Origin of the sequence: Capnocytophaga leadbetteri (assembly GCF_003054025.1) — a bacterium.
GTDB lineage: Bacteria > Bacteroidota > Bacteroidia > Flavobacteriales > Flavobacteriaceae > Capnocytophaga > Capnocytophaga leadbetteri.
The window spans coordinates 50330-64945 of sequence record NZ_QBKG01000008.1 but is presented as its reverse complement, the minus strand read 5'-3'; the positions used below and the strand labels follow the sequence as shown (position 1 = coordinate 64945).

Sequence of the window (14616 nt, the reverse complement as noted above, 5' to 3'; positions counted from 1 at the left end):
CTTTTTTCAATTTGTTAATTTGTCAATTTGCTAATCTACTAATCGGCAAATTAATATTGTAATCTAACTATTTTCTCGGGGGTGATGAGTGAGAGAGGTTGTGCTGATAGCAATCCGTCTTTTACATCATTATGCATCATCACTGTTAGGCAGAGGCCTTCGGCATTGGCAGGCAAGAAGGCTCTTAGGTTGGCAGTAGGCGATACAGCTCCCTCCTCAATATCTTTGAGGGTAAGAGCAAAACCATTGGCATCTTCTACTACCAAGTTATCACCTTTTAGGTATGCTTTGTGCAACGCCAATAGCACTACAGGCTGTTTGTCCATCAGTGGATTTTTAATCGTATTTTTTACTGATTTGATAGTTTCGGCAAACTGCGTTGAAGCCCAGCTTTTGAGGGTAGCTAAATCTTCTTTTTGCAACGGACGCTCTACACTACCCTCAGCCTCCCAACGAATACGCGGGTTTTGGTCACCTGGGTAGATGTACAAATCTTTTAGCTGCAACACGCTAAATACACTGTTATCTTCTTTGATATACTTAGCCGCTTTATAAGGACGATAGTTGAGCGTTTTGTATATCTTACCTGTTTTGAGGTTCAGCCATACGCCTTCATCTACGTACTCTTTGCGTGCCTCATTGTCGTAACTGTTAAAAGATAGCTGTACAAGGCTTGCATTCTCTTCATACTGACCGTATTGCATTAGCTCTACCAGCTTCCACACATAGCCTATTTGCTCTTCTATAGCCGATGACAATTCAGGCGTACCCTCTGGGTCTTCTTTGCGCGCTTTGAGGTAATCGGTTGCTTTTTTTAGCAAAGCTGAAAGGAAGTTCAGATTATTTACTACCTCTGTATATTCTTCGTTTTCTACTTCTTCTATTGATAATAATAGGTTATTGAAGGCGGTTTGTATCCCCCCGATATAGTAGTTGCCCAGCTCTTTTATCTGTGCCTTCAGAGTGGAGCGCATTTTGGCATCTACTGATGAAAGCCCCGTGTTTACTATATCGCGTAGCAACTTTTGGGCAGTCTCTATACCGGTGAGCTGTGCATCTATTTTCTTAGTGAAAGCTGCCTTATTTACCTTTTTAGGTTTTTCGGCTTTCTCCTTAATCGACTCCTTCTCTTGGGCTTTTTTCTCTTGCTTTTTCTCTATCTTATCACGCTTAGAAAGGATATCCTCTGGTACATCGGCTTGGGCAAATTGCGAAGTATCAGCCTCATAGCAATAAAGCAACCCGATAGCATGTTTGCACGGAAATTGCCTACTAGGGCAGTTGCAGCGAAACACAGGGTTATGAGCGTCTACATAGTCGGCAGAGCAGTAATAAGGGTTCTTACCACTACCTGCACACTCGCCCCATATTAAATTCTTTTCAGCACTAATTTTCAGGTTAGCGAACTTCCCTTTTTTGTGCAATTCTCGCCCTTTCTTTGCTGCCTCAGCATTCGGGGCAAGTTCTTCAATTTTTTGCTGGGTAATTTCTATCATTGTTTTTTTCGTATTTTGTATTTCTTATTTTGTCTTTATTTAAGATATTCTGCTGTAAAGCTCTTCTTATTTTTTGCTACTTCTTCAGGGGTACCAGAGGCTACTACTTCACCTCCTGCTTTACCGCCATCGTAACCTATATCTATGATGTAATCTACCTTCCGTATCACATCTATATTATGCTCTATTACCAGCACAGTATTGCCTTTATCTACTAAGCGATCGAGGACTTCTAAGAGTACTTTTACATCTTCAAAATGAAGTCCTGTGGTAGGCTCGTCTAATATATAGAAAGTGTTGCCTGTATCTATTTTAGAAAGCTCTGTAGCCAACTTCACCCGTTGGGCTTCCCCTCCTGAAAGGGTAGTAGATTGTTGCCCCAAAGTGATGTAGCCCAACCCTACCTCTTCAATGGTTTTGAGTTTGCGGTATATTTTAGGAATAGGCTCGAAGAACTGCACCGCCTCGCTAATAGTCATATCAAGCACATCGGCTATCGACTTGCCTTTGTAGCGCACCTCGAGGGTTTCGCGGTTAAACCGCTTGCCTTTGCAGGTCTCGCAGGGTACGTACACATCGGGCAAGAAATTCATTTCTATCACCTTCAAGCCTGACCCCTCGCAGGTTTCGCACCTACCTCCTTTTACATTGAAACTGAAACGCCCAGGTTTATAGCCGCGTATTTGCGCCTCGGGCACTTGGGTGAAGAGGTTGCGTATCTCGCTAAATACCCCTGTATAAGTTGCTGGGTTAGAACGCGGTGTGCGCCCTATTGGCGATTGGTCTATATCGATAACCTTATCGATATGCTCCAAACCCTCTATGCTTTTGTAAGGCATTGGCTTTTTCACTCCGTTAAAAAAATGAGCGTTGAGGATAGGATACAATGTTTCATTGATAAGGGTTGATTTACCACTCCCCGACACCCCTGTTACCCCTATCATTAGTCCCAAGGGGAATTTAACAGTTATATTCTTGAGATTATTGCCTGTGCAGCCTTTTAGCACAATCTCTTTGCCATTGCCTTTGCGCCTTTCAGCAGGCACCTCTATCTTCTTACGCTTGCTCATATAATCGGCAGTAATGGTAGAGGCTTTTAGCAGTTCTTTGGGAGTACCTTTGAAGATGATTTCCCCCCCATTTACTCCTGCCTTAGGTCCTATATCCACCACATAGTCAGCCTCTTGTATCATCTCTTCATCGTGCTCTACCACTATTACCGAGTTACCTATATCGCGCAGTGATTTAAGCGAGTTGATAAGTCGCTGATTATCGCGCTGGTGCAAGCCTATGCTGGGCTCATCTAAAATGTAGAGTACCCCAGTAAGCTGCGAACCTATCTGAGTAGCCAAACGTATGCGTTGTGCCTCGCCCCCCGAAAGCGACTTTGAACTGCGGTTTAACGACAAGTAGGTAAGCCCTACATCTATGAGGAATTGCAATCGAGTACTGATTTCTTTGATGATTTCTGAGGCTATCTTCTGCTGTTTCTCTGAGATATGCTGAGGCAACTCTTTAAACCACGCTAATAGGTCAGTAATGTCTAAAGCTGAGAGTTCAGCTATATTTTTATCGGCTATTCTGAAGTACAATGCTTCTTTGCGCAAACGCGTACCGTGGCAATGCTCGCAAGGCACGGTATCCATAAACTCTTCTGCCCAACGCTTGATAGCTGCCATATCGGTATTATCGTGCTGACTCTTAATAAAGTTGATAATCCCCTCGAAGTCTATTTCAAAATCGCGGGTTATACCCAACACTTCCGACTTGATAGCGTACTTTTCTTTGCCACCATAAAGGATAATATCCATCGCCTCTTTGGGCAATTTATCAATAGGGTCAGAGAGTTTATAGCCAAACTTTTGAACAATAAGCTCTAACTGCTTAAAAATCCAAGTGCTTTTTTGCTCGCCTACCGCAACAATACCTCCGTTTTTGATAGATAACGATGGGTCTGGGATTATCTTAGCAAGGTTGATTTCTTGCACTTCGCCCAAACCGTTGCAGTGCGGACACATTCCTTTAGGCGAATTAAAAGAGAAAGTGTTAGGCTCTGGCATAGGATAAGAAATACCTGAAGAAGGACACATCAGGTGGCGACTGAAGTACTGTGCTTTTGTCTTGTCTTGCTCTAACACCATTAGCACATCATCGCCGTAGTTCATCGCTATTTTAATGGTTTCTTGCAGCCGTTTTTGGGTATCGTCAGTATCATCTACCTGCATACGGTCTACAACTATTTCTATATCGTGAGTTTTGTAGCGGTCGAGCTTCATACCCTTTTCTATATCGCGTATTTCGCCATCGGTGCGCACCTTCACGAAGCCTTGTTTGGCTATTTGCTCAAAAAGTTCGCGGTAATGCCCTTTGCGCGATTGCACCACAGGGGCTAATATATTGATGCGTTTGCCATTATAGTCTTTAGTGATGAGCTCTTGTATTTGGGTATCGCTATAGCTTACCATCTTTTCGCCTGTGGTATAGCTATAAGCATCGGAAGCCCGCGCAAAGAGCAGGCGCAAGAAGTCGTATATCTCGGTAATCGTACCCACCGTAGAGCGTGGCGATTTAGAGGTAGTTTTCTGCTCAATAGCAATCACTGGCGAGAGTCCGTCTATCTTATCTACATCGGGGCGTTCAAGCCCTCCGAGAAACTGACGAGCATAGGCAGAGAAAGTTTCTATATAGCGGCGTTGCCCTTCGGCATAAATAGTATCGAATGCTAATGACGACTTGCCACTACCCGAAAGCCCTGTGAAAACTACTAACTTTTCGCGAGGTATGCTAAGGTCTATATTTTTGAGGTTATGCACCCGTGCCCCTTGCACTTCAAGGTTTTCTACAGGGGTTATATTAGTAGTGTTTTTTTTCATTTAAATCTTATATTGTTGCTTGTAATCTTACAGCACTTACAATCCTTTTTTATGCAAAGATAATAATTAATTGACAATTAACAATTAAGAATTGATAATTTTTAATAGATTACCCTCCTACTAAAGAAGACTGTTTATATATCCAATTATGAGCATTAGCAAATGTTATAAATTTATCATTTTCTTTTGCACTTTTAAACGTTATATAAGCTACTTTTAAATTAGGAAGTTCCTCTAATCTATAAAAGTCTTCAGCTTTAAGTTTCTCTAAATCTGTAATCATCAGATATTTTAGTTGCTTCAATTCAAAAAGAGCTTCTATATTTTCAAGATTCTTCAGATGTACACATTCGAGATGAAATATATTTTCTTTATTTTTAAAAGAAGTAAGCCTTGTTATATGAGGCATATACCTCAATCGCACATCAGAAAGCACAGGTAATGAACCAATATTTTCTATACTAACATCTTTACAGTTCTGTAAAGAAATATATTCTATATCAGGAAATTTCTCAGCGATCAAATCATTATGGATAAGCTTATTATTAACCCTAAGTTCTTTAATAGGTAAATTATTGAGTTTAGAAAAATCTATCTCTCGAGCGCTCAAATGCTCTAGTTTTTCAAATGTATTGAGTACAGCGTATTGCTTTGTAGTTAATCCAGTATATAAACTTAAAAAAGATAAGTTTTTAAACTTAGCCAAAGGAACTAAGGATATACCTTTTTTTACATTATCATATATCGTAAATTCTTCTAAATCATCAATATGTGATAACTCAGATAAATCCTCTATAAAGCCATTGAATACAATTATTTTTAGTTTCTTTACATTGGTTAAATAACGTAATTGTTTTAAATTCTGCTGATTTATCTCTGTACTTTTATTTAAAGACAGCCAGAGTTTTTTATTGTACTTCTTTAAATAGGAATTAATAGATGACAAAAGTTCTTCATCACCTAATAGGTTACTAATATACAGATGTTCCGCATTTTTTATAGCTTCCTCTAAATTAGCAGTATTATTTAGTTCATTGATATTCAATCTTTTATTGTAACTGGTTGTATTTTGCATATTTTAGTTTGTTTTACTTTATTATAAGAAACACACTAGCAAGAGATTTTAAAACAGATTTAGTACATTATCCTATTCTTTATTATCCTCTAAATAGGTTGTATTCCTTTGAAAAAGTAATGATTTCAATATAATTTCAACACTCCAATCACGACCACTAAAAATAAGAGAAATATAATCACCAATTATTTTGACTATTTTACAATCACATATATCTTGATTATTGTTTTGCCAATTATTGATTTGAATTCTTCTTATATCACTTCCTATTAATTCTGTCGTAATTATATTATATTCTTGCCCCCATTCTCCCCATTTTGCAATATTTATTGCTGGTTTTTCTCTAAGATGTAATACAATAGTTAATCTGTTGAAAGTATTAAGTTCTATTCTTCCTATATAAAAATTAAATAATCCATTAGGATAGAGCTTTTTCAAAAATAAATTCTCACCAATAATATCTAATATATTCATTGCTATATAGTTATAAGTTCTTTTTTTAACCTGATAACTTCTTATCCATATCAAAATCTCACATCCTACGCTTCTATTTGCTGTAGCACTTTTAGGGCTTGATATACGGTATTAATACCGTCAAAGAGTATTAGTAAGCGCAGCCCATTGCGGGTTTCTTTCTCTTGCATACGGCATTGGTTGGGGTATCGCTGTACAAAAAGAAGCAACTTCTGAAAACGCGCACTCTGATAAAACGGACTGTTCTGGTCAGCTATAAAATAACCTGTCATTTTTCCGTTTTTCATCACGAGTTTCTCTATTCCCATACGGGTTGCCAGCCATTTTACGCGTACGCTATTGAGCAGGTCGATAGCCTGAGGGGGCAACTTGCCAAAACGGTCGATAAGATTGCGCTGATACACCTGTAAGGCTTCCTCATTGGTCAGATTGCTCAGCTCGTTATAGAGGTTGAGTCGTTCGGCTACTCTATTGACATAGGTGTCGGGGAAAAGTAGTTCGAAATCGGTGTCTATTTGAGTATCAGTGAGGTAAGTTTTGTCTTCTTCAGCAGTGCGATATAGTTCTGAAAACTCATTTTCTTTAAGCTCCGTTATGGCTTCTTGCAATATCTTTTGGTAGGTATCAAACCCTATCTCGTTAATAAAACCACTTTGTTCGCCGCCAAGTAGGTCGCCTGCCCCTCTGATTTCTAAGTCTTTCATTGCTATATTAAGTCCGCTACCCAAGTCAGAGAACTGAGCTATTGCCTCTATGCGTTTGCGGGCATCATCGCTCATCGCTATCAGTGGAGGGGTGATGAAGTAGCAAAACGCTTTTTTATTGCTACGCCCTACCCTACCACGCATTTGGTGCAGGTCTGACAAGCCAAAATTATGAGCGTTATTGATAAAAATAGTGTTAGCATTCGGCACATCTAATCCACTCTCAATAATAGTAGTAGCCACCAGCACATCGTATGCCCCCTCCATAAAGGCGAGCATCGTCTCTTCCAGCCTCTTGCCGTCCATCTGTCCGTGCCCTATGGCTATACGGACATCGGGTAGCAAACGCTGTATCATACCGGCAACTTCCTGAATGTTCTCTACGCGGTTGTGCATAAAAAACACCTGTCCGCCGCGTTGTATTTCGTAGCGAATGCCATCGCGTATCACCTCTTCGCTGAAAGGTATCACTTGAGAATCAATAGGATAGCGGTTAGGCGGTGGCGTATTGATAACCGAAAGGTCGCGTGCCGCCATAAGGCTAAACTGCAAGGTTCGCGGTATAGGGGTAGCCGTAAGGGTCAGCACATCAAGGTTTTCTTTTAGGGTTTTGAGCTTGTCTTTCACCCCTACCCCAAACTTCTGTTCCTCATCTACTATCAGCAGTCCCAAGTCTTTATATTGCACCTTTTCGCCCACTATTTGGTGCGTACCGATAACAATATCGAGTTGCCCTTTGGCGAGTTCTTCCAAAATGATTTTCTTCTCTTTAGCCGTGCGAAAACGGTTCAGATAATCAATGCGCACCGGAAAATCTTTCATACGCTGACTAAAAGTCTGATAGTGCTGAAAAGCCAATACCGTAGTAGGCACTAATACTGCTACCTGCTTGCCGTTATCAACTGCCTTAAAGGCTGCCCTGATAGCCACTTCAGTCTTGCCAAAGCCCACATCGCCGCAGACTAACCTATCCATAGGTTTGGCACTCTCCATATCGGCTTTTACTTCGGCAGTAGCCTTGCTTTGGTCGGGGGTATCTTCGTAGAGGAATGAGGCTTCGAGCTCGTTCTGCATATAGCTGTCGTGTGCAAAAGCATAGCCTTGCGCCTCTTTGCGTTTGGCGTATAGCTGAATAAGGTTGAAAGCTATCTCTTTTACCCTTGCTTTGGTCTTCTGTTTGAGGGCTTTCCACGCTCCTGACCCCAATTTGTATATTTTGGGCGGTTTGCCGTCTTTGCCGTTGTATTTGGTTATCTTGTGCAAGGCGTGAATGCTGACAAATAGCACATCGCGGTCTCCATAAATCAGTTTGATGGCCTCTTGCTGTTTGCCCTCTACTTCTATCTTTTGCAAGCCTGCAAACTTGCCTATACCGTGGTCGATATGGGTAACATAGTCGCCTACCTCCAGCTGCATCAGCTCTTTAAGGGTTATCGCTTGCTTTTTAGCATAACCGTTTTTTAGCTGAAATTTATAGTAGCGCTCGAATATTTGGTGGTCAGTAAAAACGTTTATTTTCAGTTCGTTATCTACAAAACCAGCGTGTAGTGATAGCTGTACCGTTTGGTAAGCTACTTTCTGCTCCATCTCTTCGAATATATCGTGAAAACGCTTTGCCTGCTGCTCGGTACCGCACAATATATAGTTCTGATAGCCCTCGGCGTGCTTCTCATTGAGGTAAGCGATGAGCAGCTCGAATTGCCTATTAAACGAGGGTTGCGGAGTGGTGAGAAAAGTGAGTTCAGGCTGTGAAATCCCTATGTGAATGGACTGCAATCGGTTAGCTTGCGCCAAAAGGTCTTCTGTCTGGCAATAGAGCTCCTCTGGGGCAGTACGCTTCACCTCATTGGCTAATTTCTGATAAATATCGGTAGCTTTTGCAAAGAGTTTATCTATTTTTTGTCCTAAAGAGGCTATATCTTTAGCTATAAAAAGCGTTTGCGGACTAATATATTCTAAAAACGACTGTCGCACCTCATCACTTTCCTTATTTTCTACGTTAGGAATGATGATTATCTGCGAAAGTTGTGCGGTAGATAGCTGGCTTTCTACATCAAACGTGCGAATACTCTCTACTTCATTGCCAAAAAACTCTATACGATAGGGTTCGTTATTAGAAAATGAAAAAATATCGACTATCCCCCCGCGTACCGAAAACTCACCCGGTTCGGTAACGAAGTCAGTACGGTTGAACTGATAGCTAAAAAGTACCTCGTTGAGGAACTCAAGGGTAAGCGAATCGCCTTTGGTAATTTTTAGGGTATTCTGTTCTAACTGTTTGCGGGTAATAACTTTCTCGAAAAGGGCTTCAGGGTATGATACTACTATCAGCGGTTTAGTGCTGTGGCTTAGTTGGTGCAACACCTCAGCGCGCAGTAGCACGTTAGCATTATCGGTATCTTCTATCTGATAAGGGCGGCGATAGCTGTCGGGGAAGAAAAGCACCCGCTGCTCGCCTACTAAAGTTTCTAAATCGTTAAGCACATAGGCACTTTCCTCTTTGTCAGGTAACAATACTAACAGCGGGCGGTGCGTATGGGTGTATAGGTTTGCCACCACTGCCGACAGCGAGGCACCTGCCAAGCCCCCTACAGTAGTGCTATTCTGCGCCTGCACTTTGGCAAGCAAGGATTTATAAAGGCTACTCTGAGCCAGACTTTGTAATAACTCTTTCACGATGATAATTAAAACTACAAAGTGCAAAGGTACGAAATAATTGTTAATGATTAATGATTAGAGGTTTATACTTTGTTTACTCTTCGTTTATTCTTCGCTTATCATTCGCTCATCATTCGCTCATCCTTCGGTGTAGGTATATCTGAGATAAAGGGAAAAATATGGGAGAAAAAATTCTGTTAGTATTTTGTTTTGAACTAATAATATACTATCTTTGCAAGAAAAAAAAATAACTTATGGACACAATCAGAATAAAGTTTAATAATGCAGCAGACTTTTACATATTTGAACCACTCTTTAAACGGTTTAATGTAACGGTTTATAACGATATAAAAGATATTAAAGAGAAAGATGATACTTTAATGTCTGAAAAGGAGTATTTTGCTATGATTGATAGAGCAAGGGCAGGGAAAAAGCACGAAATTAGTCGTGAAGAGATGAGAAAATGCTTTTAGGAGACTAAAAATGGAAGAAGAAATTTATAAACTGAAGTATTGTGATGACTATTTAGACCACATTGAAAAACATTTAAAATTAAGTGGGAGGAATGAGAAGGCTGTGAGGGCTGGGAGTGGTGAGTGGATAGGTTGGGATTAGATTGTAAGAATGTTGAAAAAGTTAGAAAATTAGCAGATAAAATACCTGAGAAATATAATAAGGTTGAAAATACCATTTTTGATAATATTAGTCCCGAAGGGATTGAATATAATAAGTGGAAGAATAGTTTAGAATTTATACCTAATATAACACATACAGAAACAAAAACTGAATTTTAATTTTTATATTATGACAGTTATAGATCTCATAAAGCTTATTAAGCCTATTCCTAAATTGTTCATTAGAAAACATAGTATATTTAGTCTCGAGGTATTTATTGATGGTTGGTATTATCGTGATGATAAAGAAGATGTAAGGGCGAGTGTCTTATACACAGAATTTTATGAATGGCTACAAGAAAAATACAAAGTAGGAGGTAGTGGAGGATGGGCAGATATCCTTTATTATAAATTTGAAACTGAAGAAAAGGCTCTGGATATGTTCTTTGTCTTATTTAATACTTTTTATAAAGAAGTATATAAAACAAGTTTATGGTAATTGGAGATATTGATAGTATTGGTAATCTTTCAAATATATTGTTAAGAGCATAATATGCTAACCATTAACACAATATAACTGCAAGCTACATAGGTAGTGAATTGGTGAGACTGGTGAGACGAGTGGGACAGGTGGGACGAGTGTGAGGAATGAGAAGGCTGAGAAGGCTGGGAGTGGTGAGACAAGTGGGACGAGTGGGACAGGTGAGACGAGTGAGACTGGTGAGACTGGTGGGAGGAATGAGAAGGCTGGGAGGGCTGGGAGTGGTGAGTAGATAGGTTTAGGTAGATAGATGTTCTGTAGCTCTTAAAAATTTTGCAAAGAAATATGAAATGGAGATTATCGAAGAAGAGAAAATATATAATGGTTGTAAATAAATTATTATGCAAATAGATTATATTAAAAAGAAGATGCTATTTTTATTAGCACATCCAAACACTTTAAAATCAATTGTTCCTAAAGAGGTATTTATAAACCCTACGATTTCAGAAGATAAAGTTTCTGAAATAGAAAAAAAGAACAATATAATACTTCCTAAAGATTATAGAGAATTTATAACAAAAATAGGAAATGGTTGTATAGGTCCAAGACAAGGATTACTTTCTTTGCAAGAGTCAATGTTTGATTTTAAACTTAGAGATAATCCTGCAATTAATCTATCTAAGCCTTTTCCTTATAATGAAAAATGGAATGAAGATGAATGGATTGATGCTATTGACTGGGATAGGGGGGAACGCCCTGATGATGAAGTATTAGAGAAGTATATGAGTACTAATCATATCACTGGTTGTTTGCAAATTTGTCATATAGGGCACGGAGCCACTTATTTATTAGTTGTAAACGGTGAAGAGTATGGCAATATGTGGCTTGATGGAAGAATTGATTATGGAGGATTAAAACCTCTATTGAACGAAAAAGGGGAAAGAGTATCTTTTATATCATGGTTTACTGAATGGCTTGATGAATCAGTAGTAATGTAATGAAAGGTTGTTAAACTTGTAATATATAGAAAATATGGGCTAATTGCATTATTTTTTGTAGTTTTGCTTTTTAAATTCTATTTTCTTTCTAAAAACTTACTATGAACAAAGATGATTTACAGCTAAAATGGGACGCTCTCCCTGCCAATAACCTAATGCGACAGTGGCAAATGCAAATAGCCGAGATTACCGAGCAGTCGGTTACCCTCTCTATGCCCGTAACCGACCAAGTAACGCAAGTAGATGGCGTGCTACACGGTGGGGCTACTCTTGCGCTGGCTGAAACGGCTGGTAGTATAGCTGCCTTTTTGCTATGTCGAAAGGGGGAGGAACAAATACGCGGTATAGAACTGAGTGCCAACCACCTACGCCCTGGTAAAGTAGGCGATACTCTCTATGCTAAAGCCGTGTGCCTAAACGCCGGACGTACCCTACAACTCTGGGATATAAAGGTGACAAACCAAGAAGAAAAACTGATTTCGTACTGCAAATTTACAACGATTAGAGTCGTTAGTGGTTAGTCGTTAGTCGTTAGAAAGCGACCTAAAGACTAAGGAGTAACAAACTAACCACTAAAGACTAACAGCTAACGACTAACGACTAACGACTAAAAACTAACGACTAAAAACTAAGGACTAAAAACTAAGGACTAAAAACTAAAATATGGCTCAATTTATTAAACTTTACAACGAAAATCCTAACGAAAAGGAGATTGCTAAGATAGTGGAAGTACTGCGCAATGGTGGTCTTATCATCTATCCTACAGATACTGTGTATGGCTTAGGGTGCGACATTACCAACACCAAAGCCCTCGAAAAGATAGCACGCATAAAAGGTGTGAAGCTCGAAAAAGCGAACTTCTCATTCGTTTGTTCTGACCTAAAGAACCTATCAGATTACGTAAAACAGATAGACAGCAGTACCTTTAAACTGCTAAAACGCGCTTTACCAGGGGCTTATACTTTTATAATGCAGGGCAATAACAACCTGCCTAAAGACTTTAAGAAGAAAAAAACGGTTGGGATACGCGTGCCCGACAACCTGATAGCACGCACCATAGTAGAGCGATTGGGCAACCCTATAGTATCGACTTCTATCTACGATGAAGATGATGTGATAGAATACACTACCGACCCCGAACTGATTTTTGAAAAATGGCAAAACCTTGTAGATATAGTGATTGACGGCGGGTATGGTGATAATACCGCCTCTACTGTCATTGACCTATCGGGTGATGAACCAGTGGTTATACGTGAGGGGAAAGGAGACGTTGATATTATTAGTCGTTAGTCATTAGTCGCTAGTCGTTAGAAGGCGACTCTATTCTAACGACTAACAGCTAACGACTAACGACTAACCCACTAACGACTAACCCACTAACGACTAACAGCTAACGACTAGCGACTAACCCACTAATGACTAATATAGCTTTTCAGTGCTTCGATATATTCTTCAAAAGCTGAAAGTCCCTTAGGGGTAAGCTGGGCTTCAGTATTAGGGTAATTTTCTTTGAATGTTTTTTTGATACTGATATAGCCCGCTGCTTCTAACTTCTGAATTTGTACCGAAATATTGCCCGAAGTGGCTTTAGTAACTTCTTTAATACGAGCAAAGTCGGCTTTTTCTTCTGAAACCAATAGCGAAATGATAGCCAAACGCAATTGCGAATGCAAAATAGGATTTAAATCAGCAAACATTATTTCTCTTTTTATATTCTTTATTAAATTGAATACCAGGCACTAAGAATAGCAAAACCGCTATAAGGCTACTGAGCAAAGGCAGAAAAACTTCCTGACTAAAAGGAATAAATTGTACTGCGTAAATAATTATAAAAGCCAATAGGCAGGTAGCTATCCATAGCTTCATTTTCATTTGCAATGCCATCGTTAAAGCCACAAAGGTGAAGGGCAGATAAATAATTAAAAAAGCAGTGAGAAAAGAGTCAAAGATTGACCAAGGGATTAAGAAAGCTATCATAGCATTAATACCTGCTATAAACCAAAGCCAATCCGTCCAATCATTATAGCTTTTTTCAGCTTTTTTGCGCTTTGTATTTTTAATTTTCGCCCATAAGTTATAAAAGAACCCAATGGGCATTAATATCAACCATACCAAACCTGATTGTTTGGGATAATAGTCGGTAATAAGCATCACAAACTGAATAATGCCTGCAAGCATAATGAGCACACTCCAAAAGATAAGGAAGAAACCGTTCTCTTCGTACTTTTGTTTTCGTTGATTGATGACAGATTGAATGATTTTCAAGCTGTCGGCTACTTGTAATTCCATAGTTTTAAAATATTTAATGTTATAAATTCGCTGCAAATATAAGTTAGTTTATAATATAAACCAAATTTTTAGCAAACTTTTTTTGTAACCTCCTTCTTACTTCCTCCAAAATGGGAACAGAAAGTCATACTATTACACTTAAAAATCAGCTACTTACAAAATTATTGTTACATATATCACAAAAAAAGATAGTTCGTTATTTTGTTTTTCGATTTTAAAACTCTACTTTTGTCGCCGTTGAATATAAATCATAAATCGTATGTCAGAACAAGTAATAAATAAACCCACCCCCATCAATGAGGAAGTAGTGTGGGATAAAACCAAAACTATCATCAGTACTACTGATAGATTTGGCAATATCACTGACGTAAACCAAACGTTTATAGATGTTTGTGGTTATTCAGCAAGTGAATTGTTAGGAAAACCCCACAATATTATCCGTCACCCTGATATGCCTAAAATAGTATTTAAGGTAACGTGGGACAATATTTTGGCAGGGCGCAACTTTCACGCTATTATAAAGAACTTAGCCAAATCGGGTCGGTATTACTGGGTAATTACTGACTTTGAGGTAGGACGCAATATTATGGGCGAGGTGGTAACTATTATGGCACGCCGCCGTGCTGTGCCCGAGCACGTAATCACTGACCATATAGAGCCACTATACCAAACGCTCCTAAAATTGGAGAAAATTGGTGGTATGGAGCTTAGCAACCGCTATTTCAAAGGTTTTTTAGAAAAACAAGGTAAATCGTACATTGAGTATGTTATGGATATACTTGATGACTCTAAACGCGAAATACGCTTCGAGCCAGTGAATACACACACTGATACCGAAAGTACTTTAGGCGATTACGAAATATCTGATGATATCTTTAGTGAAGATCACAAAGAAGAAAATATACTACAGCGCAAAAGTTTCTTTGCTAAATTGTTTTCAACAAATTAAGAATT

14 protein-coding genes are annotated in these 14616 nt (G+C 39.1%); 7 read left to right on the top strand and 7 right to left on the bottom strand.

Features of this window, described 5'->3' with window-relative positions; genetic code table 11:
* Nucleotides 1-50: 50 nt before the first annotated feature.
* The 5 genes from C8P65_RS07990 to mfd all read right to left on the bottom strand — a co-directional run bounded on the left by C8P65_RS07990 (nucleotide 51) and on the right by mfd (nucleotide 9298).
* On the bottom strand, nucleotides 51-1496 hold the full coding sequence (locus C8P65_RS07990; protein ID WP_107782354.1) for an SWIM zinc finger family protein: 1446 nt from the start codon (nucleotides 1494-1496) through the stop codon (nucleotides 51-53).
* Nucleotides 1497-1531: 35 nt separating this feature from the next.
* The gene (gene uvrA / locus C8P65_RS07985; protein ID WP_107782353.1) at nucleotides 1532-4369 is read right to left on the bottom strand and encodes an excinuclease ABC subunit UvrA; all 2838 of its coding nucleotides are present in this window, start codon (nucleotides 4367-4369) and stop codon (nucleotides 1532-1534) included.
* 109 nt (nucleotides 4370-4478) lie between these two features.
* Entirely contained in the window at nucleotides 4479-5444 is a 966-nt protein-coding gene (locus C8P65_RS07980) for a hypothetical protein (protein ID WP_107782352.1), read from the bottom strand.
* A gap of 72 nt (nucleotides 5445-5516) precedes the next feature.
* The gene (locus C8P65_RS07975) at nucleotides 5517-5918 is read right to left on the bottom strand and encodes a hypothetical protein (RefSeq protein WP_107782351.1); all 402 of its coding nucleotides are present in this window, start codon (nucleotides 5916-5918) and stop codon (nucleotides 5517-5519) included.
* A gap of 65 nt (nucleotides 5919-5983) precedes the next feature.
* Nucleotides 5984-9298, bottom strand: a complete 3315-nt coding sequence (gene mfd / locus C8P65_RS07970; RefSeq protein WP_107782350.1) for a transcription-repair coupling factor — start codon at nucleotides 9296-9298, stop codon at nucleotides 5984-5986.
* Nucleotides 9299-9534: 236 nt separating this feature from the next.
* Between mfd and C8P65_RS07965 the strand changes: the two genes are divergently transcribed.
* From C8P65_RS07965 to C8P65_RS07945, 6 genes are all read left to right on the top strand, one after another.
* Nucleotides 9535-9753 (top strand): hypothetical protein, encoded by a 219-nt coding sequence (locus C8P65_RS07965; protein WP_107782349.1) that lies wholly within the window; start codon nucleotides 9535-9537, stop codon nucleotides 9751-9753.
* Nucleotides 9754-9763: 10 nt separating this feature from the next.
* Nucleotides 9764-9895, top strand: a complete 132-nt coding sequence (locus tag C8P65_RS12365) for a hypothetical protein (RefSeq protein ID WP_281260412.1) — start codon at nucleotides 9764-9766, stop codon at nucleotides 9893-9895.
* Nucleotides 9896-10084: 189 nt separating this feature from the next.
* The gene (locus C8P65_RS07960) at nucleotides 10085-10393 is read left to right on the top strand and encodes a hypothetical protein (RefSeq protein ID WP_107782348.1); all 309 of its coding nucleotides are present in this window, start codon (nucleotides 10085-10087) and stop codon (nucleotides 10391-10393) included.
* 383 nt (nucleotides 10394-10776) lie between these two features.
* A complete protein-coding gene (locus C8P65_RS07955; protein ID WP_107782347.1) occupies nucleotides 10777-11373 on the top strand; it encodes an SMI1/KNR4 family protein in 597 nt (198 codons plus the stop codon).
* A 101-nt stretch (nucleotides 11374-11474) separates the two neighbouring features.
* Nucleotides 11475-11894: a PaaI family thioesterase gene (locus C8P65_RS07950; RefSeq protein ID WP_107782346.1), complete on the top strand. Its 420-nt coding sequence runs from the start codon at nucleotides 11475-11477 to the stop codon at nucleotides 11892-11894.
* Nucleotides 11895-12036: 142 nt separating this feature from the next.
* Nucleotides 12037-12663 carry an L-threonylcarbamoyladenylate synthase gene (locus C8P65_RS07945; RefSeq protein WP_009733837.1) on the top strand — a complete coding sequence of 209 codons (627 nt, stop codon included), beginning with the start codon at nucleotides 12037-12039 and terminating at the stop codon, nucleotides 12661-12663.
* A 122-nt stretch (nucleotides 12664-12785) separates the two neighbouring features.
* Here the strand turns inward: C8P65_RS07945 and C8P65_RS07940 are convergent, their stop codons facing one another.
* Both C8P65_RS07940 and C8P65_RS07935 read right to left on the bottom strand, forming a co-directional pair.
* Nucleotides 12786-13070 (bottom strand): winged helix-turn-helix domain-containing protein, encoded by a 285-nt coding sequence (locus tag C8P65_RS07940; RefSeq protein WP_107782345.1) that lies wholly within the window; start codon nucleotides 13068-13070, stop codon nucleotides 12786-12788.
* Nucleotides 13060-13662 carry a hypothetical protein gene (locus tag C8P65_RS07935; protein ID WP_107782344.1) on the bottom strand — a complete coding sequence of 201 codons (603 nt, stop codon included), beginning with the start codon at nucleotides 13660-13662 and terminating at the stop codon, nucleotides 13060-13062. The genes C8P65_RS07940 and C8P65_RS07935 overlap by 11 nt, the downstream gene beginning before the upstream one ends.
* Before the next feature lie 259 nt (nucleotides 13663-13921).
* On the opposite strand from C8P65_RS07935, the gene C8P65_RS07930 reads away from it, so the two are divergent.
* Complete coding sequence (locus C8P65_RS07930; RefSeq protein ID WP_107782343.1) at nucleotides 13922-14611, top strand: PAS domain-containing protein; 690 nt, start codon at nucleotides 13922-13924, stop codon at nucleotides 14609-14611.
* Nucleotides 14612-14616 lie beyond the last annotated feature (5 nt).